Genomic DNA, 22,029 nt, shown 5'->3' on the forward strand with positions numbered 1-22,029 from the left:
TTATGGTGCGAATGGATTATATATTCCTGCCGATCGCCGCTCCCTCGTAAATGGCCCGTTTGGCATCCAGCTCTCCTGCCTCTCTGGCGCCGCCAATCAGATGGACCGGCAGCTTTTCCCGCAATGCTTCATACAGGCGATTGTTTGGCGTGTTTCCGGCCGCGATCACGACTGTATCTGCCGGCAGCAGCTTCTCTTCCCCCTGATGCACGATCCGCACGCCCTCCGGCGTTATCTCGCGGTACTCCACCTCCGTCAGCATTTCCACTCCCTGCCTTTTCAAATTGGCGAGCACAGCCCAGCGGGTCGTTTTGCCCAGTCCTGTTCCCACATGCTTGCCACGCCTCAGTATCGAGATTCGTCTCGGACTTGTCTGCATCCGCTGCAGCTGCTTTGGCTCCACAATCCGATACTCCAGCAAATATTTCATCGTCTCGGAGGACAGCTGGGCGGGTTCCGCCAAAAGATGGGACAAGTCGCAGGCGATTCCTCCTGCTCCGATGATCACGACCCTGCTCCCCACGCTTGCCTTCTTTTCAAAGATCTGCGCATAGCTGACTACATGAGGCAGATCGATGCCGGGAAGCTCCGGAATGCGAGGGATGACACCTGTAGCAATCACTACTTCATCGAACCCTTCTGCGATAAGCTGATCAGCGCTTGCCTCGACACCAAGCCTGACCTCTACACCCAGCAGGCGCAGCTTTGTTCGGTAATATCGCAATGTTTCGGCAAATTCGGATTTGCCTGGGACCTGAACCGCGTATGTCAGCTGCCCGCCGATCTGTGTCTGTCTTTCCAGAACGACGACCTGATGGCCGCGCTCGGCGAGAACTCGTGCCGCTTCCAAACCTGCCGGGCCCGCTCCCACAACAGCTACTTTTTTTCTCACAGGCGCACTCGCCAGCTTCCACTCCTCTTCCCTGCCAGCCATCGGGTTGACCAGACAGGACGCTGTCTTGCCTTCGAAGATGTGGTCCAGGCAAGCCTGGTTGCAGGCGATGCATGTATTGACTTCGTCAAATCTGCCCTCCATGCTTTTCTTCACGATATCCGGGTCGGCCAGCAGCGGTCTTGCCATCGAAACCATATCCGCATATTGGTCCTCCAGGATTGCGTCTGCCTGCCTGATATCGTTGATGCGATTGCTGGCGATAACCGGAATGTTGACGGCTTCCTTGACCTGTTTGGCGACCCAGACATAAGCGCCGCGCGGTACCATCATGGCGATCGTGGGGACTTTTGATTCGTGCCAGCCGATCCCGACGTTGAGCGCATCTGCTCCGGCAGCCTCGATCTGTCTGGCGAACTCGAGCGTCTCTTCCATCGTGGTGCTGTCGGGTATGAGGTCGAGACCGGACATGCGGAAAATGACCGGATAGCCCTCTCCGACTGCCCCTCTGACCCGTTTCATCACTTCGATGCCAAATCGCGACCTGCGCTCGAAGTCTCCTCCCCATTCGTCAGTGCGATGGTTCGTGACAGGAGAAAGAAATTGATTGATCAAATATCCTTCCGATCCCATGATCTCGACACCGTCAAACCCCGCCCGTTTGGCCCGAAGCGCTGCATCGGCAAACGCCTGAATCGTCCGTTCGATCTCTTCCGGACTCAGCTCGCGCGGCTTCGTCCGGTTGATCGGCGCTTGCAGGGGGGACGGGGCGACCGGTTCCAGGCCGGTCGTCTCTTTGTACGCATAGCGGCCCGCATGGAAAAGCTGCATCGCGATCTTGCCGCCTGCCGCATGTACGGCTTGCGTAAGATGGCCAAGCTGCTCGACATGATGGTCGGCATACGCATTGCAGTACGCTTCACCCATGCCGCCCTCAGGGAGAACTGCAACTCCGCCTGTTACGATCAGGCCCACTTTGCCTTTTGCTCGCTCGGCATAAAAAGCGGCCAGCCGCTGAACGCCCCCCTCCAGCCTTTCCAGGCCGACGTGCATCGATCCCATCATGACCCGATTGTCCAGCGTCAACTGCCCGATCTGAATCGGTTCAAATACCCGTCTGATCGCCATATCAGCTCACTCCTCACCATCCGAATGAATGCTCATTCATTTCTTTGCGTAATACAATTCTCCACGCTCCTTTCATTTTCCTTCTCTTCATTCTGTCCGACCTCCCCCTACAGCCCCAGCAATTTTCCCAAATCGCTGGCCGCTTGCTTGATAATCTTCTCGGTCCCCTCTTCATCGGAGCATTCCACGACGAAATGATAGTCGAGGATAAAGGTGGCTTCTGCCAACTGGCCAGGGGCCAGGAATCGCTTTTTCTCCGATAGGGACACCTCTGCTACAATCTCTCTCGCCTGCTCCCACAAGCGTTCACCCTGCTCCGAAAGGTCAAGGCCCGGGTATTCCAGCTCGATCTCCACTTCACAGCTTTTTCCCGGCTCCAGCTCGTAGAGAAAAACTGACGCAGCCGGCTGCTCCCCTTCGGCTGGGGCAATGATCAGCTTTACTTCCTTGGTTTCTTCGTCTTCCAGCAAGGAATGCTCCGAACGCAAAATCACATCATGGATCATACCGTTCTCCGGCATGTTTTGGTCCCATAGTTCAATCAGTCTTTGCAGCATTTTGTCTACTCCTTCTGTTGCACACTTACGTTCCTATCCGAAGTATACCACGCCGGGGGGATCAACGAAAAACCCCTTCATGGCGAAGGGGTGGGTGTATTGTTCAAGTCCTTGTTATTGACGAATTCCGAGAGCCAGGCACGCCTTACTTCCTTGTTGGGGCAAAAAGCGAGCACGTAGCTTTCGCCGCGCATGTATTTTTCCTTGATCCAGTCCTTATGTTTGCGAAAGAACGCCTGTTGGAAGTCGATGGGCATCTGTTGGTATTCTTCAAGGGCTGAGGGGTTCTGGAGAAAAAAATCTTCATCATATATGATTTCTTCGTTTTGTTGGCGGCTGATCAGGTACACGAACGCGATCACCAGAAACAGGTTGACCAGAAAAATTGTCATCCAAATCCCTCCCTGTCCGTTTCATTTATCAGATTTATCTGTCTTCTCAGCATATTATTATTTTACCATGCTTTTGGTGTTTTTAAACCACTTTGCAATGATTTATCCAAAAAGTTTTTTTATGAATCTTTTTCCCAACACGGCATCGACGAAAAAAGAACACCCGACATCTCGGGTGTTCCTCTGTCATTTTGTTATGGATCAGGAGGTCGTTTTCTCGCCTTCCCCTGCTGGTGGTGGAGTCATTTCCTGACTTGGAGCAGGAGTGGGCGTTGGTTGAACAATATCCGGCGGCGGCGTCGATCCGTTGCCTGGCGTCGCACCCGATCCTGGAGTGGTGGCGTCCGGTGTCGGAGTCGTCTGCCCGCTCTGCTGGTTGTCGTCAGGCGCCATAATGTCAGGCGGCGGCGCGACTGTTTCATCCGCCTCTGCGGTGTCAGGCTGCGTTTCTTTCGGCTTGCTGGCTGCCTGCTCCTTCTTTGGCTTCGCCGGTTGCGATGAAGCGGCCGACTCGCTCGTTTTCTTTGTCGTGCGAGGCTTGCTGCTGGCATAAGAATCGTCCCCGGCCGCAAGAATTGGAGAGTCGTTCAATTTCGCAACGATGCTTTCCGTCTGCCCCATCTCCGTTTGCAGCGCGGCACGTATCGAATTCAGGTTCTCCTTTGGCAGGAACGTGTAGCTTCCTTGCCAGTAGGCGCCGTTGTCCAGAGTCGTCACGGAAGCGGAATTCAAGCCTTTGAAATCATAAGCCAGCCCTTTGATCTGCTCCTTGGACAAGTCGGTATGTATGTGCTTGGCTCCGACATCCATGATGCTGAAAATTTTGGTCAAGCCTTCCAGCGAGCCTACCTTGTTGATCACTGCGGCGATGACTTCCTGCTGGCGGCGGTTGCGGTCAAAGTCGCTGGAATAGTACTTCGTTCCCCGGTTGTCGTGGCGGTGGCGGACATAGCCAAGGGCCTGTTCGCCGTTCAACACTTGAACGCCCGGGTTCAGGTTGATATGCGTGTTATCGGTCGGATCGTCGTAGACCAGCTTGCGGTCAACGTTGACCTCCACTCCGCCCAGTTCGTCAATAACGGCTTTAAAGCCGTCAAAATCGACTGCTACGTAGTGATCAATCGGGATGCCCAAAAGCTCGGTCAACGTTTTTTTGGTCAACGAAATCCCGTCTTCAGTCGGTATTTGTTTCTTTCGTTCGGCTTGACGGCGCTCAGCCTCGCCGTTGGCAAAGACCGAATTGATCTTGTGGTAATCGCGGTATCCTGGAATCTTTACACGTGTATCGCGCGGCAGAGAAACCATTGTCACCTTTTTGGTGGTCGGATTGGCAACCGCTACAATCATCACGTCCGTATTCATCGAGCCTGTTTCAGGCCGGCTATCGCTCCCCAGAATTACGAGAGAAAGAGGTTTATCATTATGGTATGTAGGATCAATATTTACAGAAGCAGGCGACACATAGCCGTCCTGCGGCGAGGTCACCGTATCGAGGGCGTTGTCAATTTTCAAGTAGATCGCCCCGGCAACTCCCCCTATCAGGAGCAAGCAAAAAACAGTAAAGAACATCAACCATTTGCGCAGATTGCGGCGGCGGACTGGTTTCTTCGTCTTATGAGCAACAGTACGCGTTTTTCCGACTGTATCCGGCATGTGCATCAATCTCCTTGTCAGCGAAAACGCTTGGTATTGTATGGAAATGTTTCTGAAAATAAGAAAAGTGCTTTTCGACAATAAGCACTAAGTTTTTCTTCCATTGGTAAAATACTGACTAAGGTATTGTAGCACATTCATGTCCGCTTTTGTAGAAAAATGTTCCGATCATGCGAAACTCCCCCATCTGTGTCGATGAGGGAGCCCGCTTTTACTGTTTGCCGTGTGGCGCTTGACTGAAGCCCTGTACGGGGCCCTCAGGCTCTTTTTGTGTAGAACGGTGAGCGTCTCCGCCATGGCGCGTGTGACTTTCCTGTTTGCCGTTTAGATCATTCGACTTCTTTTCCATGCTACCCCTCCTTTTCGGCTAGGGAATAGTGTGTGCCGCTCTTCTGTTTCTCATCCTCCTATTTTTGCATGCTATATGCTGACCTTACAGTAATGACGTTCGGAAAAAACAGTGCTACAGTAAATAGCAAAAAAATACGGAGATGAAGGAAGATATGAGTGCCCAGACCGGCAGTTTGAATGCCAGCCCAGCGGCCAGCGCCGCTCCGACGGTTTATCGCATGTTGTTTGCCATTAGTCTCGTTCATCTGCTGAACGACAGTATCCAAGCCGTCATTCCCGCCTTGCTGCCGATTTTGGAGAGCAATTTGGCACTGACGTACACGCAGGTAGGCATTATTTTACTTGTAGTGAATCTTACTTCATCCGTGCTTCAGCCAGTCGTAGGCTATGTCTCCGACCGCAAGTCCCGCCCTTATATGCCTCCGATTGCGCTGTTGATTTCCGGGTTGGGCATGCTTGCCCTGGCCCTGGCCGACCAGTATTACGTGGTACTGTTGGCTGTCGCGTGCGTCGGTATCGGCTCTGCTGTCTTTCACCCGGAAGCGTCCCGGGTCGCGCATCATGCCTCCGGTCCCAGACGCGGGCTCGGCCAATCGATTTTTCAGGTGGGAGGAAACGCCGGCCAGGCTCTGGCCCCGCTGATGACCATCCTCATTTTTCAGCCGCTTGGCCAGCCAGGTGCGATGTGGTTCCTTGTTCCTGCGGCTGCAGCCAGCGCTGTCCTGGTTTACGTCGCGATCTGGTACCAGGGACAGCAGCGAGCGAGGAAAGCCGTGCAGGAGGCCGTAGCGTACAGCTTTAAACAAAAACGGATAATCGCTCTTGGCCTGCTCGTGCTCATCGTCAGTGTCCGTTCCTGGATGAACGCCGGCTATCAAAGCTTTTACCAGTTCTTTTTAATGGATGTCAAAGGGATGGAGTACGCCAGCGCACAGCTTTGCGTATTCGGATTTTTGCTCGCCGGAGCGATTGGAACCTTCATGGGAGGGCCGATCGCTGACCGCTTTGGAAAAAGAAACTTGCTCGTGCTCTCCACGCTCGGCTCGCTTCCATTGACCTTGCTCACGCCGTATGTATCCGGAATCTGGACGTATCCTGTCCTGTTCTTGAGCGGGCTTGTCATGCTCTCCAGCTTTTCCGTTACCGTCGTGTACGCACAGGAATTGCTGCCCGGCCGCATCGGCACCGTCTCCGGCCTGATTATCGGCCTTGCCTTTGGAATGGGCGGCATGGGAGCTCTCGTACTCGGCTACCTGGCTGACCTTCAGAGCATTTCCTTTGTCATCACGGTGTGCTCGCTCATGCCTTTGATCGGCGCACTTGGTCTTCTTTTGCCAAGCGACAAGGAAATTACGAGCTGGAACAAGACGGTATAAACGCAAGATTCCAGCGCAAACAATTTACGCAGACTTGCGTAAGCAAAAAACAACAACCCCGGGCTCGGATAGCCTCGGGGTTGTTGTTTTATTTATACCAGAACTCGCTGCTTGAGTCCCATAAGCTGGCCGATAACAGGCGGATAAAGCTCGGGTGTTCCGATCAAGCTCCATGTATCGTCACCGGTTTGGCCGACCAGTCCGGAAATCAGCCAGTCGGAAGCGAGCTGCAGGACATCCTCTGCCGGAAGCGTGAGCAGTACCCGATCGCCCTTGCTGTTTTTGACGTACCAGCCTTCCGCTGTTTTCTCTTCCAGAACCATTGTCTCTTCCTTCACCGTGCGGAAGCTCTCTTCGCTGCCAAACAGCCGCTGATGTGCATCCTTTTCCAGCAAAGTCCGGTAGCGGTATGCTTCAGGAAGCGTATCCTTCAATTCTGCCAAAAGCGGCTGCATGACCGGCGTCAGCGTTGTCTGATGCTGTTTGTCCAGCCATTTGAAGAAAGCGGTCAAAACCGACAGCAGATTGGTTGCCAGCGTCTTCGTCGAAGCATCCACACGCGTAAAGATGTCGTGAACCAGGAAGTATGCCAGGTCCTCGCGTCTGAATTGCTCCCAGGAAAATCCGGGACCAAAGGCGCTCCGTACAAACGAGCGGAAGTTGGTCATGACCTCGTCGTACTTTTTCACCGTTGCCTCAGACTTGCCTTCGGTCATCTCCTGAACAAATTGGTGGATATCAGCCAAACGCTCCGGTTGAACCGTATAGACGCTCTCAGGCAATCCCTCGATCAACGGTCTGGAGAGCAAGCCGGCGATATGCAAATCATCGTTTGCGATGGCCAGGCGCGATTTGAGCGACTCCACCCGGATAAACCGGGCAACGCCCTGACCCAGCTTGTTGTCTTTTTCCAACTGCTCCACCAGCTTGTGGAGCTTGTCCTGCATCGTCTCATTGTCAGATGCAGCGACCAGGACCGGTGCGAGACCGTCCAGTGCGTCGTTCGCGGACAACAGCCATTTTTCCGTAAAGTACGTCTGGACAGCCCATTGCAGCACTTTGGAGGGCAGCGTAGGCTGACTTGTGATGAACAGCGTTCCTTTGGTCAGCTTTGCTCCCGTCGAGGACAGAGCTGTGATCGCTTCCTCCCCGGAGCTTTGCGGGAGCTGCAAGAGTGCTGCCAGCTCATCCAGTTGGGGAGCATACCCTTCCAACAAGACTGTTCCGTCCTGGATCAGAACTTCCGCCCGAACCTCATACAATTCCAGCAGCGTGTCCTTTAACGCTGTAAAAAGATGTTCTTCCTTCCGCGGGGCGTAGACCCAAATCTCGCGAGAGCCCTCCCGCTTTTTCAGCTCCAGCATTCGATGCGATTCAATCATCCGCTGCAGGCGGGACATATCCGGAACTTGATAAACGCGCCGAACCATGCCCTGCACGCTCCGGGGAGTTTCTTCCGCGCCAAACTGTACGATAAAGCGATAGAAGGCAGTGGTGTAGGTGCGTTCGGCGCTGTCGTCTGCCGCTTTGGAAATCTCGGGATGGGCTTTGAGCCACTCCAGCAGCGCCGGCTTCAGGTGAGGCTGCAGGACGATGCTGCCGGTGAACAGCACATCGCGCAATCCGAGCGAAAGCAGGCGGCCGGCAATCAATTGCCCCGGCTCAACCTGCAGTGTATTTGTTCTGATGACGTATCGGACGTCGCCGCGCAACGGATGCTGAACGGTCAGCGCGTCACGGTCTACCTGCACGATCTCGTAAACATCGAGATTCAGACGGGAGAACGCACGGCGCAGATCAGGTTCCATCCGGCGCCCGTGCTGCTTGAGATAGTTTTCAATCGGCGTGTCGCCGTTCGTCTTGACGTCCAGTACAAGCCAGTTGAAGAAGTGCGCCGTCCACTCCGGGCTCATGACGCTCTCCCCGGACAGACCGACTTCAGCGGCAAAACGGGCACGCAGCTCCTGAACGGCATCACTGCTCACCTGTCCGCTGACAAAGTGATTCAGCCGCTCTACCCAGCCGGCGTACTCCTTCTGGAGCTTTTGTTCATGGCGGCTGCGGAGCTCCGTAATCGGTGTTACGACACCGCAGCATTTTTTGTATTTTTTCCCGCTACCGCAGGGACACAGTTCGTTTCTTCCTACAGACATAAGGGGTTTGGATCTCCTTTCTATCCCGTCGCGGCATGCGCAGGGATCTAGCGCAATCCCCCTATAACTACCGCATATTTCAGGTCTTCGTATGTTCTCGTTTTGGTTCGTGCGAGATGCCGGCGTCTTGGACTGATTCCCACTCCTTGATAAATTGCTCCAGCTTGCGAATCAGTCTGACTATGCGTTGCTGTTCCTCCATGCATTCGGATATGGCCGCCAACTGATTGGCGGCGAACAGCTCCACAACTTTCCGTTCCATCTCCTGTAGGCGAATCCGATAACTCGCGATAATGTCGCGCAGCAAGGCAAACCTAACCTCCAACCGGATCTTGGCCTCCAGATCACTCATTGCTGATCGTTGGCTTTCAGCACTTGCTCAATGCCAAGTGCGAGTTGCTCATTTTTATGTTTCTCTTTCATCAGAACTTCTATAGCTTGCATATTGCTTTTTTGGAAATGGGCAACAACCTCCTGAGCCATTTCCTGATTGCGGACCTGCAGACGGTCCAGGGCCAGGCGAAGCATTTCCTTGGCCTCCTGATAAGCAGATTGAGTTTGAACAGCGTTCATTGGCAATTCCTCCTCAAATTGTAGTTGTTCATGTTGTTCATGTTGTCGTGTAGGCGGCGCTTCTTGCTGCTCATCGGGTGCTTTGGCAGGTGATGCAGCAATTTCTTCCCGCACTTCGGATTGTTCTGAAGGTGCTTGGTTTACAGACTGTTGCTCGATTTGCGCGGTTGTGGGAGCTGCTTCGGCGCTTGCTTTCTCCAGTTCCCATTCCACTTGCTCGCCGTATGGTTCGGCATCGGCATCATCTTCCTCAGAATCGGTGATGTCTTCGCGGACAATGATGTGAAGCGTCTCCTCATCTGTGCGAAACCGATCGTCCAGAGCGGACAAAAAAACGGAGCCCTGCGGCACTTCTGCTTCCAGCTCCAGAAAATGCGTAAGCGACCTAACAGATATTTGCGCAATGCCATTTTTGCGGCAAAATTGGTACACCTGATCGTTGGCCAATGTCCAATCGGCCAAAAACCAGCGAACATCCCCCTGATATTGGACGAAGCGAAGATCGCGCTCCAGTTGCAGCATCCGCATGATCTGATTCCATCCAAACTGCGTTTGTCGACGCAGCTCAGCTACGATCTGTTCCAGCGTTTTCGGCGATTGGGTATCGCGCAAAAAACGATACGCCAGATCAAACAGTTGATGGGGCTGGTACGTTACCTCCACGATCGCTTCTGTCCGCCCGATGCGCACAGGCGACTGTTCCATCTGCAGTACTTTGGCCAGCAGCGCTTCTGCATCCATGTCCAGAAGGGAAATCAGTCCGGTCTCGTTCAAACGCGCACAGATTTCTTCGCGAGGAAGCGAGCGTTCGCCTGACCGAAACACCTTTTTAACGATACTCGACAGGGTATAGGTTGGCCGTTTCATATACTTTCTCCTTCTAGTTCGCTTGGCAAAACAACCGCCAAACAAATGGGAATCACAAAGGTATTCGACACGAATAAAAAAAATCCTACTACGGATTGCCCCGATTGTCCAATCTGACTGATTAGAAAATATCTTGCTGGCCTTTTACGGGCAGATTTGTGCCTACAAAAAGAAAGGGAGGGGGATTATCCTCCCCCTCACTGTAAACAGCGCGAAATCGTACCGCTCTCCCGCCAATTTTTCGCTGCTTTCTACTCTTCTTCTGACTTTTTCTTTTTCCCTTTCTCTTTCTCCAGGTATGTCTGCTTCTCTTTGGGCACGCGTTTTACCGGCTCTCCGGTTTGGGCGTTGAGCGCCAGAGTTTCCATATTAACCGGCAGGTAGACTAATTGCGGAAGCGAAGGGGTCTGCCCTCCGTATTCCGGATAAATATAGTACAGGGATACCTCCAGGTCGCGCAAAATTGCGTCTGTTGCCGCTTTTCCTTTGACGCTCGCCAGTTTTTCTTCTGTTTCCGGACGTTTGGTCATCTTGTGTTCTACTGAGCGAATCCCGCCTCTATCCGCATCGACCACAATCGTATACAGCGGCTGCAAGCCTATTGCGCCATTGGCAAACACCTCGTGGAAAGCGTATGTGTACTCCCGGTAGTCCTTCGACTTTTCAGCCCATTTTGGCCGTTCTGCAGAAAGACTCATTTCTTTTACGAGAAAGGATTTTTTTCCGGAAATCAATGCGTTTTGAACAAAGTTGACAGCCATTTTGCTTGCTTCCCGATCCGATAACGGCTCCTCGCGCTCTTTCCGTGCTTCGTCGTCGACACTGATCGTCCAGCCTTTCTTTTCTTTATCAAAAACTGCGTGAATGCCGGCCCTTGTTACAGGGGCATCCCATCTGCCATTTTTCTCGGCGGCTGTCTTTGTTTCCTCTCCAATATCAACGGGCACGGAGGGGAGCTGAAGCTCGGCTTTCAAAACACGCTCCAGCTTGAAGCTATCCTGCCAAGCAGACAGGTCAGCCTGACCGTTTATCTCGACCTGCTCCTCCTTTACTATGCGCATGGGAGACACCGGCTCTCCTGTCAAAGCGTTGACCGCCTCTACCGTGCGCGGCAGGTACAGCCAGCTCCCGTTTTCTTCATCGTAAACCAACTTCAGCTTCAGATTTTCTGCGATAGCGTCCTTCGCTTTTTGGACCGGAACCGCTTTTCGCGGATCATCGACCGAGGACTGATTCGGAAGCTTTACGTTTTCCCGTTTGACAAACACAATATCCCTGTCTCCGTTCACGACCACTTCCGCTGCTTTCTTCTGTAACGGAACGCCGTTGATCGTAGGATAGACTGACCAGATGGCTTTGTTTTCGTGCTGACCGTCCTCGATGCCCAACACCGCAAACGAGCTTGCCGTAAAATCGGGAGAGAGACGGTAGTTTACAAAATCGTTTACCAGCTTTTTATCTCCGTACAAATCGGGCAATTTTCCGCTTGCGGCATCCGGCTCCTTCACCTATAAGGAGATCAATTCTCCATCCTCTTTGACCTTGATGGTAGCAGTTGCCTTCTCGTCGCTCCGTTCCGTCTTGCCCGCATTGGACAAGGTGACGGTGTATGTATCATCTTGATGGGAGATCGTCCCTACCCTCATATTTTTGAGCAGCGGAATATCATCACGCACGCCGGTGATTGTCAGTTGGGCTTGAAATGGCAGATCTTCCAGCTTGTTGAGCAGTGTCGTCATCAACGGCCGCTCTTGTTTTTCCGCAGCCCATGCCGGCGTAGCGAGCAGCGAGCACGCAATCAGCGCCACCAATGTTTTACTTCCGTTTTTCAATGAAAGCTCCTCCTTATTGATCACGTCTATTTGGTATTACGTTCCAGATAAGGAAATAGTCACACTGCTTTCGATCTATGAAAATAGGAGCCTTTCCGCAAAAAACCGCCTGCCGTAAGCAGACGGTTCCAGGCTGTCGAGAAACCCCACAATATGTTGGAGTTTCTTCTTTCATAACAATAAAATTGAGCACGAAGTACTGGAAGTCTTAGATAGCACCACACCTAACATGCCTTTGCAAGGTGGAGTGCTATCTTTTTTATATTTTGAACGGTTGCTGTCAGCAACGCTTGCTCTTGGACATTTTCACGTCCGCGCAACCTACAATAGCGAAGTCCATGCAGTTCTTTGGCATCTGCAAAACTTCGCTCTATCGTTTGGTATCTCAACCTGTATAGGTATTTTCCTGACTTACTTAAGCGGTTCTGTCGAACCCATTCTTTACTCTCTTCCCATACATGCCTGGTTATCACCTTTTGGTGATTTTTTGACCGTGTACACATAGTGAGCATCGGACATGCCTTACATATTTCTTTATTTGACTTATACATTCTGTATCCGTTACGGTCAGTTGTCGAATAAGCAAGCTCATGTTTTTGGGGGCAAATATAGACATTCTTTTCGGGATCATATTTAAACCGCCATTTGGCGATAAGGCCTTTAACAGGTGAAAAAGCTCGATGGCCAATGACGGCAAAGATATTTAGATCGTGCAGAGCCTTGCAGATTGGAGTAGTTAAATAGCCAGCATCCAATGCAACGGCTTCAATGGTATCTGTAAACCCAAACTTCTCAATTTGGTGTTGTAGCCGATCTACATAAGGAACAGAATCATGAACGTTACCCGCAGTCACGTGTACATCAGTTATGATATTGTACTTATGATCGACTGTCCGATGATCGAGATAGAAAAAGCCTTCAGGCTTTCCGTCACGAACCATGTAACCACTGTCCGGATCAGTAGTACTCACCTTGATTTCCTTTTCTTCCTTCACATCCTCTCTAGGCTTCAATCCTTTTTTCCGTGTGCTTCACGGTCTTCATTAATGGCTGCTTCTAAATCACTAAGGTAGGCTCGACTAGATTTTTCAATAACATGCTTCTTAAATTTACGTTTGTTCGCATTTGCTTTCAGATGAGTGGAATCACTTATCAAAACACGTCCGCCAACCATGCGATGTTGGATAGCAAGGCGAACGATTTCATCAAAAATCTCTTGGAAAACATTTGTGTTTTTAAAACGAGTTCGACGATTCCAACTGATGGTAGTGTGGTCTGGAACTCGATCTGTTAGTGAAAGGCCAAGAAACCAGCGGTAAGCAATATTCGTCTGAATTTCCTTTTCGAGTTGTCTTTCTGACCGGATACCGTAAAGGTATCCAATGAAAATCATTTTAAATAAAACCACCGGATCAATGGCTGGTCTACCGTTATCTTCACAATAGTATTGGCGTACTTTTTCTCGGATGAAAGAGAAGTCTACATGCTTTTGAATAACTCGTAGCAAATGGTCCTCCGGGACCAACTCATCAAGGCATACAAATTCATATTGCATTTGTTGCTTTTTTTCATTAGAGGAAAGCACAATAATCACCCGCCAGTAAATGTAATTACAAGAATATTATAACACATTAACGCGGTGTCGTCATAAAATACAGGGAAATAAAAATGGCTGTCGACTTTCTCGACAGCCTGAAACCGCCTGCCGTAAGCAGACGGTTCTTTTTTAGGCTGTCATGCATCAATACCCTCGCCAGATTTTCCTCTTTACGACCGCGGAATAGGCCCACTCCTCGTCTTCCATGTCACTCAACGTTTGACCCAGCGCGTTCATCTTGCTGTCGATCATATCGAGGTGGTGGAACAGGATGGCCGTTGGCGTTTTTCCCGAGACGGCGCTTCCCCAGCCGTTTTCCACGTCGCCGTGGTGACTGAGAATGCAATGCTTCAGGTGAAGCACCTCCGCGTTCCCCAGCGGAATATCGTGTTTGCGGCAGATGCCGCTGACGATCTCCACTCCCATCACCAAATGGCCGATCAATTGTCCGGGCGTTGTATATTCGGGAGCGATCGGATCGGACAGCTCGTACAGCTTGCCGATATCGTGGAGAATGCAGGTCGCCACCAGCACATCCCGATCCGCCTGCGGATAGAGCGGGAGCAGCCTCTCCGCTGCGGAGAGCAGCGAGACGATATGCTCCAGAAGCCCGTGATAGTACTGATGGTGCATTCTCACGCCAGCCGGGAAAGCACGCAGTCTTTCTGCCGTTTCCGGGTCGCTCAAGGCTTCCGTGACGATGGTCTTCAGCGTATCGCTTTTCAGACTGTCGACCGCTTTCATCAGCTTGTCCCAAAGCTCGTCTGCAGGGAAGGGTGAGACGGGCACCAGAGATTCCATCTGCACCTCATCCGATGCTGTCGCCAGCCGGACCCGCTGGATGACCAGCTGCTTTTTCCCCCGGTAGCTTTGCACAGCGGCATCAATTTTGATGACGGACTTAACCTGAATCTCTTCTTTGAGCTCGGGTGTGACATCCCACAGCTTGGCACTGATCGTGCCCGAACGGTCTCCCAGCTCCAGATTGAGGTACTCGCTCTGGTTGCTGGCGACCCCCGCTTCCTTGCTTTTCACCAGACAAAACGCGACAACCCGTTCTCCCTCTTGATAATCAAGCAAATATTTCATAGATAGGACCTCTCGTTTTATTTTTTTCGAAACAGTGTCTGTTCGATCTTTTTCACCAGCTTTTTGCCCAGCAGATCATCTGCAGAACGGACGACCTTGGTGATGACGCGGAGCAAGTCTTCTTCTCCGTTCCAGTGCTCCTTCACGATGCTCTCGTCGACATCCACGAGTATTTTTCTCAGCGCATAAACGGCGAACACGACATCGTCCAGCAGTCCGAAAGCGCCTGTAATCGCCTCCGGGATAAAATCGATCGGTGAAATGAAGTAAGCGACGGCAGCTCCGGCCAAAGCCTTGGCCTGCAGACCGACGCGCTTGTCGACCAGCAGCCGCGCCAGCAAAACAAACAGGTCCGGAGCAAGCAAAATGTATTTCGCCACCGCTTCGTTGCCGCTCTGCTCCCGAATGAACGCCTCGATTTTGGCTCTCAGCTTGTCGTAAAAGCGCTGGTGCTGTTCAGGCAGCTCGATGGGAACCAATTCTCTCGACTTTTGAACTGCCGGCAGGTTCTCACCCGTACCGCGGTTGTCTTGTTGCTCTTCGCTCAAGTGTGATTCCCCCTTTTCGGTTTTGACTGTGCCCTGCGCATGCGCCAAAAAGACCATGCGGCGATCAGGGCAAATACGGCTACGAAGAAGATCGCCAGGTTTCTGGCAATGAGATTGAACAGCTCGTCCCAGCGTTCGCCCAACTGCCACCCGAGTGTGACGAATAAAACACTCCAAAACAGCCCACCTGAATAGGTGTACAGCATGAAGGTCGGAAACGGCAGACGGGTAATCCCGGCGAAATACGCGGTAAACTGTCTGACACCAGGAATAAAATAACCGAGCGGCAACGCCCATTTTCCTACCTTGTTAAACCATCCTTCCGTTTTTTTATACAGGGAGTAGCCCAGTCCCAACTTTTTCCCGTACCGCTCGATAAAGGAAAAGCCCAAGGTTCTGCCGATCCAGTACGCTGACGTCATCGCGGAGATCGACCCCAAGAAACAAGCGATAAAGGTGGGAACGAGCTTTAACTGCCCTGTGGACACCAAAAACCCCGAGAAGACGAGCAGTGTTTCCTCCGGAAGGGGCATTCCGAGAATTCCTAGAAAAAACAAGCCGAACAAGGCTCCATAACCATAGTGTGTGATATATCCGCCAAACGATGTTACGATTTCCTCCATGCAAGACACCACATTTCAACACCGGATAAACTACTCCCTCATTATGCCAAAAACAAAGCTCAGGCACAAACATTCGCCCAGCCATATTCCCTGATTTTGGAAATTGCTGTAGAAAAATGACGAAAAACTGCACGTCAGCCGTGGCTTTCTTGTTCCCTTTTCGCTATAATGAGTTGAATGAGTTGAACTGGTAAACGAGGGACAAGCCGGCATGTGGAAAAAAATCTTCCGAAAAATGAAGTACGAGTACTACAAGCTCATCCGGATGAAGGGAGCCCCTTCCTTTGTGGCTCGCGGATTCTCCGTTGGTATTTTCGTCGAGTTCATTACGTTGCCGACCTTTGGTCTGGCATTTCTCCTGCTCTTTCCGCTGGTCAAACTGTTCCGTTGCAGCCTGCCTGCCGGACTGATCGGCTTCGTCATCGGCAAGCTGGTCTTGCCTATCTTCATGGTTTTGAACTATCAATTGGGTTACTCGATCGTGGGCAGGCCTCTTCAGGAGCATCTGGAACACAACAATGAATCGGTCGCGGGCTGGCTGGTCTGGATGAAGGAAAAAGGATTGGCTTATTTTACCGGAAGTGCCGTCATGGGGCTGATCGTCGCCATCGGAAGCTACTTCCTGGTGTACTCCGCTTTGCAATGGTACCGTCGCAAGCGTGCGCGGCGTGTTCCTGCGCGGGGGCCATCCACTCCGTAAAACAAAGCCCGCAAGCTGCAGAACCGAACATGCGTCTGGACGTTTGTAGAGTAGAGAACTGAAACTTTCGGGCGACCGTATGGTCGCCTTGCTCATTTCAGCTCCCCCTCATCAAACCGTACGTGAGGTTTTCCCTCATACGGCTTTCCGATGTTCTTCTTTCTTTGGCATTCGGCTTACTTTATCCGGCTAATTTCAATAAACTACCCTGCGTGTTTTGTATGACCTTCAGCTTTCCGGCATGTTTATTCCGCTTGCTTCTTTTCTTGTTGCAGAAGATTGTAAGGCGTTCAATCACATACCAGTCTATCCGTCTTGCCCATCGTTTGGCGATGGGCGAGATGAAGTAGTAGTTCTTGAACCCCCTTAGCTTGCGATTTAGCCCTTTCACTAGCTCTTCTAGAGACAGAAACAGTTTGTTCCTTGGTGCAGTGTATTCCTTAATTTTACGTCTCATTTCCTTCATTGCTTTCTTAGCTGGTACATGAGACATAGCAAATACCTTGCTCCCCCCTTTGTTGAACACGGGGAATTTGCGATGGTGCAGCCCAAGAAAGTCAAACCCAGTGGAATTGTCCCAAATATTAACGAGTCTAGATTTCTCTTTACTGAGACTAAGCTCCAGCTTGTTTAGAATAGCCATCAGCACTTGAATGCTTTCCAATGCTTCTTGTTTGGTTCTGCACATGATAACGAAGTCATCCGCATAGCGGATAAGTGTGCCAAGATGGGAGAATTGATTTTCCCAAATGGTGTCCATGTAGTTTAGATAGATGTTTGAAAGAAGAGGCGAGATTACCCCTCCTTGCGGAGTTCCCAGTTCTGTTTCATGGAATTGATCATTTTCCATGACCCCAGCCTGCAGCCATTGTCGGATAAGTTTCAGAACACGTCTGTCGCTGATTCTCATTTCGACCAGTTTCATCAACTTCTCATGGTTGATGTTGTCGAAATACCCTTTAATGTCAACATCTACGACCCAATAACACCTCTTGCTTGCTTTGCGTATCTGTGCAATTGCCTGGTGAGCATTTCTTCCTGGCCGAAAGCCATAAGAACAGTCCCGAAAATCAGCTTCAAAGATCGGTTCAATGACTAGCTTAGTAGCCATTTGGACCACCCGATCCTTGATCGTCGGGATGCCGAGTGGACGTTTCTTGCCATCCGGTTTAGGGATGTAAGTTCGACGAACCGGATGTGGACGATACCGCTTTTCTTTTAAATCTAGATAGATCTCGTTAAGAAAACGGCTCTCCCCATACTCCTCCACAATCTGTGCGATGGATTGTCCGTCGATTCCTCCGCTCCCTTTATTTGCTTTTACTCTCCTCCAAGCTGTCGCTAGAATATCCGGGCGGTAGATTTTGTCATACAAGGCATGAAATCGCCGTTTTGAGTTTGCCTTGGCACAAAGATATAGGGTTGTCCAAAGTTGTCGAGCTTTTACATCGGTGTAGTTAGCAAGTTTACTTGCATTCACTCACTCTTACCTCCTTCGACCCGTGAACAAAGCAGGGCTCCTTCCCTCCATAAGGTTGTGTTGTCCTTATGTTCATCGGTACTATGAACCCCTCCGACTCCCTCTCTGCCATCCACCACTTCCCTTACGGTTATAGGTTTCCGTTTTACGCTCCTGACGGGGCGTGCAGAGTAGGGTCTCCCCAGTTCCGTTAACTACTTTCTCAACATACCGCTCCCCATACCCCGAGGGATTCATAGGTGCTGTATTCCAAGTTCTCCACACCGTCCTTGGCCTTCGCCCATATGAAACAAGCTCGGCTTCCCTTTGTCCACCTCTCGGTGGTCTTTCTTAACGAGGCTGCAGGATTCACTTTATGTTACGGCCTGCTGATTTGCTCGCACTCTTTCGAGTTACTTTGTCACAGGGCTTCAACCTTAGGATTTCTCCACCAGTTGCCTGTCAGCTACGAGGTGACTTGGCTCCTGCCTCGGTTGGACTTTCACCAACTAGCAATTAACGGCTTGCTGGGCACGCTTCACATGAAAAAAGACCGGTACTGACTCTATCGTCAGACCGGTCTTTTTTCATGCGGCATAGATTATCCAAAAAAGCCCTTTTCCCGCAATTGGCTCATGATTTCAGCAACGGTCAGGTTGCCTTCTTGAAGCAAGCGAAGAGTTTCCTCTACCTGTTCAGGGGACAGTCCGTTAGCACCCAGGCTTTCTCGGACAAGGACGATGTTCGGACGGCGGAAGTGCGTTTGCAAGGTCCGAAGAACGCGTCCTTCCAGTGACGTTTTCAGCATCAGTTCAGTTGTCGACATCTGTTCCACCTCTTTACTAGAAAGATTTGCGCGTACCTTTCATTATCGTACAAACCGGACAAAGAATCAATGTTTAGATCTCCGGCATCAGACGGCGTTTGTGCTCCGAAATTCGGTGCAAGTAATCGATGCGCTTCTTGGCCTCCGGATTTGTTTCTCCTGTGATCAGCAGCCGATCCAATTCCTCGTAGGTAAAGCCCATTTCCTGTTCGTCCGTCTGTCCTTCCCACAGGTCTGCAGAAGGCGGCTTGACGATGATGGATTCGGGAACCCCCAGTTCACGGGCGAGAATCCGCATCTCGTGCTTGGTCAGGCTGGCAACCGGGTTAAAGTCAGCCAATCCGTCGCCGCCTTTGGTCATGTATCCGACATGAACCTCGCTGCGATTGCAGGTGTCTGCTACCAGGTACCCCTTTTGATTGGCGATCGCATAAAGCGTCGTCATGCGCAAACGCGCTTTGGTATTGCCCCGGGTTTTATCGTCCAGCTTCAGCACACCTTCAATCGCAGGCAGGATGGCATCATACGCCGGACCGATATCCACCGTAAACAGATCGAGCTGGATTGCCTCTGCCAATTTGCGGGAATCCTCTTCGTGGACAGGAAGTGAATAGGCAGGCATCCATACGCCGATGACCCGGTCCCGCCCAAGTGCACGGACGCAAAGCGCTGCTGTCACCGCGCTGTCGATGCCCCCGGAAATTCCGACGACTGCACCGCCCAGGCCAGGTCCGTCCACCTGCTCACGGATGAAGGCCAGTCTTTTCTCGATATCTTCTTTCACATGAGCCTGGTAATTCGCCAAATGTGCTTCAAACTTGTCCAAGTCAAGTCCCCCCGTCTCCAACATTTCCTCCTCATCCTACCATGCGGAATTGACTGTGGCAATCGACGGCAAACAGGTCTACACTATAGAGAGAAAGACTTACTTTATGAAGGAGCGAACCGATGATCATTCTCAAAAACCAAGAAGAAATCGACCAGATGAGAGCAGCAGGCGAGATTCTGGCTGCCTGCCATCGGGAGTTGGCCAAATTGATCCGCCCGGGCATCACGACTTGGGAAATCGATCAATTCGTCGAGGGATTTCTGAAAAAACATAACGTAACTCCCGAACAAAAGGGATATTCCGGCTATCCATATGCGACATGCGCTTCCGTCAACGATGTTATCTGCCACGGCTTCCCTAAAAAAGAGCCCCTCAAGGATGGAGATATTGTCACGATCGACATGGTCGTCAACCGCAATGGCTGGCTCGCCGACTCCGCCTGGTCCTACGCTGTCGGCAATATTTCGGAAGAAGCGAGACGGCTTCTGGAGGTCACGGAAAAATCCCTGTACCTGGGGATTGAGCAGGCAGTCGTGGGCAATCGGATCGGCGACATTTCCCATGCGATTCAGACCTACGCCCAGGAGCAAGGGTACTCGGTCGTTCGCGACTTTACCGGCCACGGCATTGGGCAAAAAATGCACGAAGAGCCGTATGTTCCCCACTACGGTCCGGCAGGCCGCGGGCCGCGCTTGAAAGAAGGCATGGTAATTACGATCGAGCCGATGCTGAACGTGGGGACGTATCATGTGAAAATCGACGAGGACGGTTGGACGGCGCGTACACGCGACGGCAAGCTGTCGGCACAGTATGAGCATACGATTGCAATCACAGCTGACGGTCCGTTGATTTTAACAAAGCAATAACAGGCATAAAAAAAGTGGCCCCCTTTGATCAGGCGGAGCCACTTTTTGCGTTATGCGCGGACGCTGTTTGCAGTAGTGCTGGTCAACTCTTCCAGCTTCTTTACGTCTTTCTCCAGCTCGCGAATATCTTCTTCAATCAGCTTCTTCAAGTGCTGTTTCTCCCGCAGTACCTTGCGGGTCTGCTCCAGACGCTGATTCATGTCGAACACGCCGAGATACACTGCCTTTCCCTCCCTATGTAAGTGCTGCACTCTACCTTACATCGTATGCAGAAAGGCAAAAAAGTTGTCGTCTAAATCCCTCTCCACTTGGCCAATTCCGCGCGCAGGCGATGCACCTCTTGGACCAGTGCGCGTTTTTCCAGCCGTTCGATCTCACTGTCCAGATCGTAGCCGCGTCCGAACATCGGGTCAAAAGGATCGCAGCCATCATGGCTGTAAGACCAAACCGGCTCCTTTGGCATCAGCAAGGCCAGGAGAAAATAAATCAGAAGCGGCACACCTGTAAACAAGGTCAGGATCACCACACCGATCCTCACCAATGTAGCATCTACCCCGAGAAAACGGGCCGCTCCCCCGCAGACACCAAACAGTCGCTTGTCGTAACGAGATCGATATAGACGTCTTTCCATCATGACATTCCTTCCTCTCTTTGTATCCGTTTCCGTTTGTATCTCCAAGATACCCGAAAGGAACGCCGATCAAAACTGGCCCTGGGGGGATTTGTCCTCCGTCCCGGGACGGAGGACGCGGTCGGACCCCGTTTGGCGTATGAAATGGCAAAGCTACGACCACTCTACAACTGAGGTGAATTCGATGCCATTTCTGATCATGTTTCTGGCTGCAATGTTGGCAGGATGCACGCCTGCAAATGAGTCGCCCGGACAGATGCGGACAAACGCTGTTTTGGATAGCGACCGAAGCATGTATTACCAGCAAAACGTCCTTCTCCCCCCTGGCATGGAACCAAACGCCACACCGTACGGAACACCGGCAAATTCCGGAACAGCCGGAGAATACGACCGCAGCCTTCGAAAAGACGCCGTATCCCATTACCCGGGGTTCGAATAAAACGACTCGTCGTCAGATCACCTGATTGGCAAGCAGGGCCTGCGTAATGCCGATAAAGTATTCCGATTCCCGGCGAATGTGGTTGAGCACAGTTATGGCTACGGGATTGTTGCGATACGGTGCACTTGTTTCCCCTATTTGGTTAAGGAGCTGGATAAACTGCTCACTCTGCTGCATCGCAAATGTGACCAGCTCCCTGATTTGGTGCAGCGTTTCAGCGCTCACCTGATTGCCCGACCTCACGACAACTTCGATGTATCGTACGAACATGCCTTGCGTTTGAGCAAAAGCCTGCTCCCACGCCATCAGTGCCTCTACGAACGGCGTTTCCAGATTGGGCGCAAGCTCCCGAAGCACGACAGTATGCTCGTTCTCTTGCTGCTTCCAAAAGTCTCCCTCGTCCAGAATCCTGAGCGGCATCTTGTCATCGTAATAAAATTGCACAAAGACTCCTCCTCTGTATATCTGTGCCCGTTTGGGTCCACCACAGTTTATGTGCCGAAAGCCCAAGGTTGTGCTTGATTTGTAGAGTAGAGAACTGAAACTTTCGGGCGACCGTATGGTCGCCTTGCTCATTTCAGCTCCCCCTCATCAAACCGTACGTGAGGTTTTCCCTCATACGGCTTTCCGATGTTCTTCTTTCTTTGG

At 51.6% G+C, this 22,029-nt stretch carries 23 protein-coding genes and 1 pseudogene; 4 read left to right on the forward strand and 20 right to left on the reverse strand.

The features are described 5' to 3' along the window. Positions 1-16: 16 nt before the first annotated feature. The 5 genes from NST96_RS19290 to NST96_RS19310 form a co-directional block, all read right to left on the reverse strand. On the reverse strand, positions 17-2,020 hold the full coding sequence (locus NST96_RS19290) for an NADPH-dependent 2,4-dienoyl-CoA reductase (RefSeq protein ID WP_122958782.1): 2,004 nt from the start codon (positions 2,018-2,020) through the stop codon (positions 17-19). Positions 2,021-2,127: 107 nt separating this feature from the next. Next, positions 2,128-2,577 (reverse strand): hypothetical protein, encoded by a 450-nt coding sequence (locus NST96_RS19295; protein ID WP_003386678.1) that lies wholly within the window; start codon positions 2,575-2,577, stop codon positions 2,128-2,130. A gap of 77 nt (positions 2,578-2,654) precedes the next feature. After that, positions 2,655-2,969 carry a hypothetical protein gene (locus NST96_RS19300; RefSeq protein ID WP_003386679.1) on the reverse strand — a complete coding sequence of 105 codons (315 nt, stop codon included), beginning with the start codon at positions 2,967-2,969 and terminating at the stop codon, positions 2,655-2,657. Between the two features lie 201 nt (positions 2,970-3,170). Next, entirely contained in the window at positions 3,171-4,622 is a 1,452-nt protein-coding gene (locus NST96_RS19305; protein ID WP_003386680.1) for an LCP family protein, read from the reverse strand. 211 nt (positions 4,623-4,833) lie between these two features. Beyond that, positions 4,834-4,971, reverse strand: coding sequence for a hypothetical protein (locus NST96_RS19310; protein WP_003386681.1), 138 nt, complete (start codon positions 4,969-4,971; stop codon positions 4,834-4,836). 154 nt (positions 4,972-5,125) lie between these two features. Here NST96_RS19310 and NST96_RS19315 point away from each other — a divergent pair, with 154 nt between their 5' ends. Continuing rightward, entirely contained in the window at positions 5,126-6,349 is a 1,224-nt protein-coding gene (locus NST96_RS19315; protein WP_342404319.1) for an MFS transporter, read from the forward strand. Positions 6,350-6,441: 92 nt separating this feature from the next. Here the strand turns inward: NST96_RS19315 and NST96_RS19320 are convergent. From NST96_RS19320 to NST96_RS19360, 9 genes and pseudogenes are all read right to left on the reverse strand, one after another. Then, a pseudogene (locus NST96_RS19320) lies at positions 6,442-8,532 on the reverse strand (SEC-C domain-containing protein); the annotation flags it as partial. 49 nt (positions 8,533-8,581) lie between these two features. After that, on the reverse strand, positions 8,582-8,854 hold the full coding sequence (locus NST96_RS19325; protein ID WP_003386684.1) for a hypothetical protein: 273 nt from the start codon (positions 8,852-8,854) through the stop codon (positions 8,582-8,584). Next, entirely contained in the window at positions 8,851-9,942 is a 1,092-nt protein-coding gene (locus NST96_RS19330; RefSeq protein WP_251238218.1) for a hypothetical protein, read from the reverse strand. Before NST96_RS19330 ends, NST96_RS19325 begins: the two co-directional genes overlap by 4 nt. 251 nt (positions 9,943-10,193) lie before the next feature. Further along, positions 10,194-11,450, reverse strand: a complete 1,257-nt coding sequence (locus tag NST96_RS19335; protein WP_342404320.1) for a hypothetical protein — start codon at positions 11,448-11,450, stop codon at positions 10,194-10,196. Further along, positions 11,451-11,774 (reverse strand): hypothetical protein, encoded by a 324-nt coding sequence (locus NST96_RS19340; RefSeq protein WP_340701458.1) that lies wholly within the window; start codon positions 11,772-11,774, stop codon positions 11,451-11,453. Positions 11,775-11,998: 224 nt separating this feature from the next. Further along, positions 11,999-13,329, reverse strand: a protein-coding gene (locus NST96_RS19345) for an IS1182 family transposase (RefSeq protein ID WP_122958896.1) whose coding sequence is annotated in 2 segments (ribosomal slippage) — positions 11,999-12,789 and positions 12,789-13,329 — 1,332 coding nt in all. Because the reading frame shifts where the segments join, the coding sequence is not laid out codon by codon here. Between the two features lie 186 nt (positions 13,330-13,515). After that, the gene (locus NST96_RS19350; RefSeq protein ID WP_003386687.1) at positions 13,516-14,460 is read right to left on the reverse strand and encodes an HD domain-containing protein; all 945 of its coding nucleotides are present in this window, start codon (positions 14,458-14,460) and stop codon (positions 13,516-13,518) included. Between the two features lie 17 nt (positions 14,461-14,477). After that, on the reverse strand, positions 14,478-15,008 hold the full coding sequence (locus NST96_RS19355; protein WP_003386688.1) for a DUF1232 domain-containing protein: 531 nt from the start codon (positions 15,006-15,008) through the stop codon (positions 14,478-14,480). Beyond that, the gene (locus tag NST96_RS19360) at positions 15,005-15,631 is read right to left on the reverse strand and encodes a DedA family protein (RefSeq protein WP_003386689.1); all 627 of its coding nucleotides are present in this window, start codon (positions 15,629-15,631) and stop codon (positions 15,005-15,007) included. Before NST96_RS19360 ends, NST96_RS19355 begins: the two co-directional genes overlap by 4 nt. A gap of 211 nt (positions 15,632-15,842) precedes the next feature. Between NST96_RS19360 and NST96_RS19365 the strand changes: the two genes are divergently transcribed. Continuing rightward, complete coding sequence (locus NST96_RS19365) at positions 15,843-16,331, forward strand: DUF2062 domain-containing protein (protein WP_003386690.1); 489 nt, start codon at positions 15,843-15,845, stop codon at positions 16,329-16,331. Between the two features lie 181 nt (positions 16,332-16,512). Here the strand turns inward: NST96_RS19365 and ltrA are convergent, their stop codons facing one another. The 3 genes from ltrA to nadE all read right to left on the reverse strand — a co-directional run bounded on the left by ltrA (position 16,513) and on the right by nadE (position 19,442). Continuing rightward, complete coding sequence (gene ltrA, locus NST96_RS19370; RefSeq protein ID WP_024985477.1) at positions 16,513-17,811, reverse strand: group II intron reverse transcriptase/maturase; 1,299 nt, start codon at positions 17,809-17,811, stop codon at positions 16,513-16,515. Between the two features lie 580 nt (positions 17,812-18,391). Continuing rightward, positions 18,392-18,616, reverse strand: a complete 225-nt coding sequence (locus tag NST96_RS19375) for a hypothetical protein (protein ID WP_003386691.1) — start codon at positions 18,614-18,616, stop codon at positions 18,392-18,394. A 73-nt stretch (positions 18,617-18,689) separates the two neighbouring features. Beyond that, complete coding sequence (gene nadE / locus NST96_RS19380) at positions 18,690-19,442, reverse strand: NAD(+) synthase (RefSeq protein ID WP_122958795.1); 753 nt, start codon at positions 19,440-19,442, stop codon at positions 18,690-18,692. A gap of 122 nt (positions 19,443-19,564) precedes the next feature. On the opposite strand from nadE, the gene map reads away from it, so the two are divergent. Beyond that, positions 19,565-20,311 carry a type I methionyl aminopeptidase gene (map, locus tag NST96_RS19385; RefSeq protein WP_003386693.1) on the forward strand — a complete coding sequence of 249 codons (747 nt, stop codon included), beginning with the start codon at positions 19,565-19,567 and terminating at the stop codon, positions 20,309-20,311. 50 nt (positions 20,312-20,361) lie between these two features. Here the strand turns inward: map and NST96_RS19390 are convergent, their stop codons facing one another. Together NST96_RS19390 and NST96_RS19395 are read right to left on the reverse strand one after the other, a co-directional pair. After that, entirely contained in the window at positions 20,362-20,532 is a 171-nt protein-coding gene (locus NST96_RS19390; RefSeq protein WP_003386694.1) for a hypothetical protein, read from the reverse strand. A 71-nt stretch (positions 20,533-20,603) separates the two neighbouring features. Beyond that, a complete protein-coding gene (locus NST96_RS19395) occupies positions 20,604-20,945 on the reverse strand; it encodes a PspC domain-containing protein (protein ID WP_003386695.1) in 342 nt (113 codons plus the stop codon). 181 nt (positions 20,946-21,126) lie between these two features. Between NST96_RS19395 and NST96_RS19400 the strand changes: the two genes are divergently transcribed. Beyond that, positions 21,127-21,381: a hypothetical protein gene (locus NST96_RS19400; RefSeq protein WP_122958779.1), complete on the forward strand. Its 255-nt coding sequence runs from the start codon at positions 21,127-21,129 to the stop codon at positions 21,379-21,381. Between the two features lie 12 nt (positions 21,382-21,393). Here the strand turns inward: NST96_RS19400 and NST96_RS19405 are convergent, their stop codons facing one another. After that, positions 21,394-21,825, reverse strand: a complete 432-nt coding sequence (locus tag NST96_RS19405) for a DUF2935 domain-containing protein (protein ID WP_003386697.1) — start codon at positions 21,823-21,825, stop codon at positions 21,394-21,396. Positions 21,826-22,029 lie beyond the last annotated feature (204 nt).

Origin of the sequence: Brevibacillus sp. FSL K6-2834 (genome assembly GCF_038592925.1) — a bacterium.
In the GTDB taxonomy this organism is placed as follows: Bacteria; Bacillota; Bacilli; order Brevibacillales; family Brevibacillaceae; genus Brevibacillus; species Brevibacillus borstelensis.

Excerpts from the sequence above, each read along its gene's own strand:
- NST96_RS19400 (WP_122958779.1), top strand. The coding sequence starts at position 21,127 with ATGCCATTTCTGATCATGTTTCTGGCTGCAATGTTGGCAGGATGCACG.
- NST96_RS19300 (WP_003386679.1), bottom strand. The coding sequence starts at position 2,969 with ATGACAATTTTTCTGGTCAACCTGTTTCTGGTGATCGCGTTCGTGTAC.
- NST96_RS19310 (WP_003386681.1), bottom strand. The coding sequence starts at position 4,971 with ATGGAAAAGAAGTCGAATGATCTAAACGGCAAACAGGAAAGTCACACG.
- NST96_RS19365 (WP_003386690.1), top strand. The coding sequence starts at position 15,843 with ATGTGGAAAAAAATCTTCCGAAAAATGAAGTACGAGTACTACAAGCTC.
- NST96_RS19295 (WP_003386678.1), bottom strand. The coding sequence starts at position 2,577 with ATGCTGCAAAGACTGATTGAACTATGGGACCAAAACATGCCGGAGAAC.
- NST96_RS19330 (WP_251238218.1), bottom strand. The coding sequence starts at position 9,942 with ATGAAACGGCCAACCTATACCCTGTCGAGTATCGTTAAAAAGGTGTTT.
- NST96_RS19305 (WP_003386680.1), bottom strand. The coding sequence starts at position 4,622 with ATGCCGGATACAGTCGGAAAAACGCGTACTGTTGCTCATAAGACGAAG.
- NST96_RS19375 (WP_003386691.1), bottom strand. The coding sequence starts at position 18,616 with ATGTCGACAACTGAACTGATGCTGAAAACGTCACTGGAAGGACGCGTT.
- NST96_RS19350 (WP_003386687.1), bottom strand. The coding sequence starts at position 14,460 with ATGAAATATTTGCTTGATTATCAAGAGGGAGAACGGGTTGTCGCGTTT.
- NST96_RS19325 (WP_003386684.1), bottom strand. The coding sequence starts at position 8,854 with ATGAGTGATCTGGAGGCCAAGATCCGGTTGGAGGTTAGGTTTGCCTTG.
- NST96_RS19360 (WP_003386689.1), bottom strand. The coding sequence starts at position 15,631 with ATGGAGGAAATCGTAACATCGTTTGGCGGATATATCACACACTATGGT.
- NST96_RS19315 (WP_342404319.1), top strand. The coding sequence starts at position 5,126 with ATGAGTGCCCAGACCGGCAGTTTGAATGCCAGCCCAGCGGCCAGCGCC.
- NST96_RS19290 (WP_122958782.1), bottom strand. The coding sequence starts at position 2,020 with ATGGCGATCAGACGGGTATTTGAACCGATTCAGATCGGGCAGTTGACG.
- NST96_RS19395 (WP_003386695.1), bottom strand. The coding sequence starts at position 20,945 with ATGATGGAAAGACGTCTATATCGATCTCGTTACGACAAGCGACTGTTT.
- map (WP_003386693.1), top strand. The coding sequence starts at position 19,565 with ATGATCATTCTCAAAAACCAAGAAGAAATCGACCAGATGAGAGCAGCA.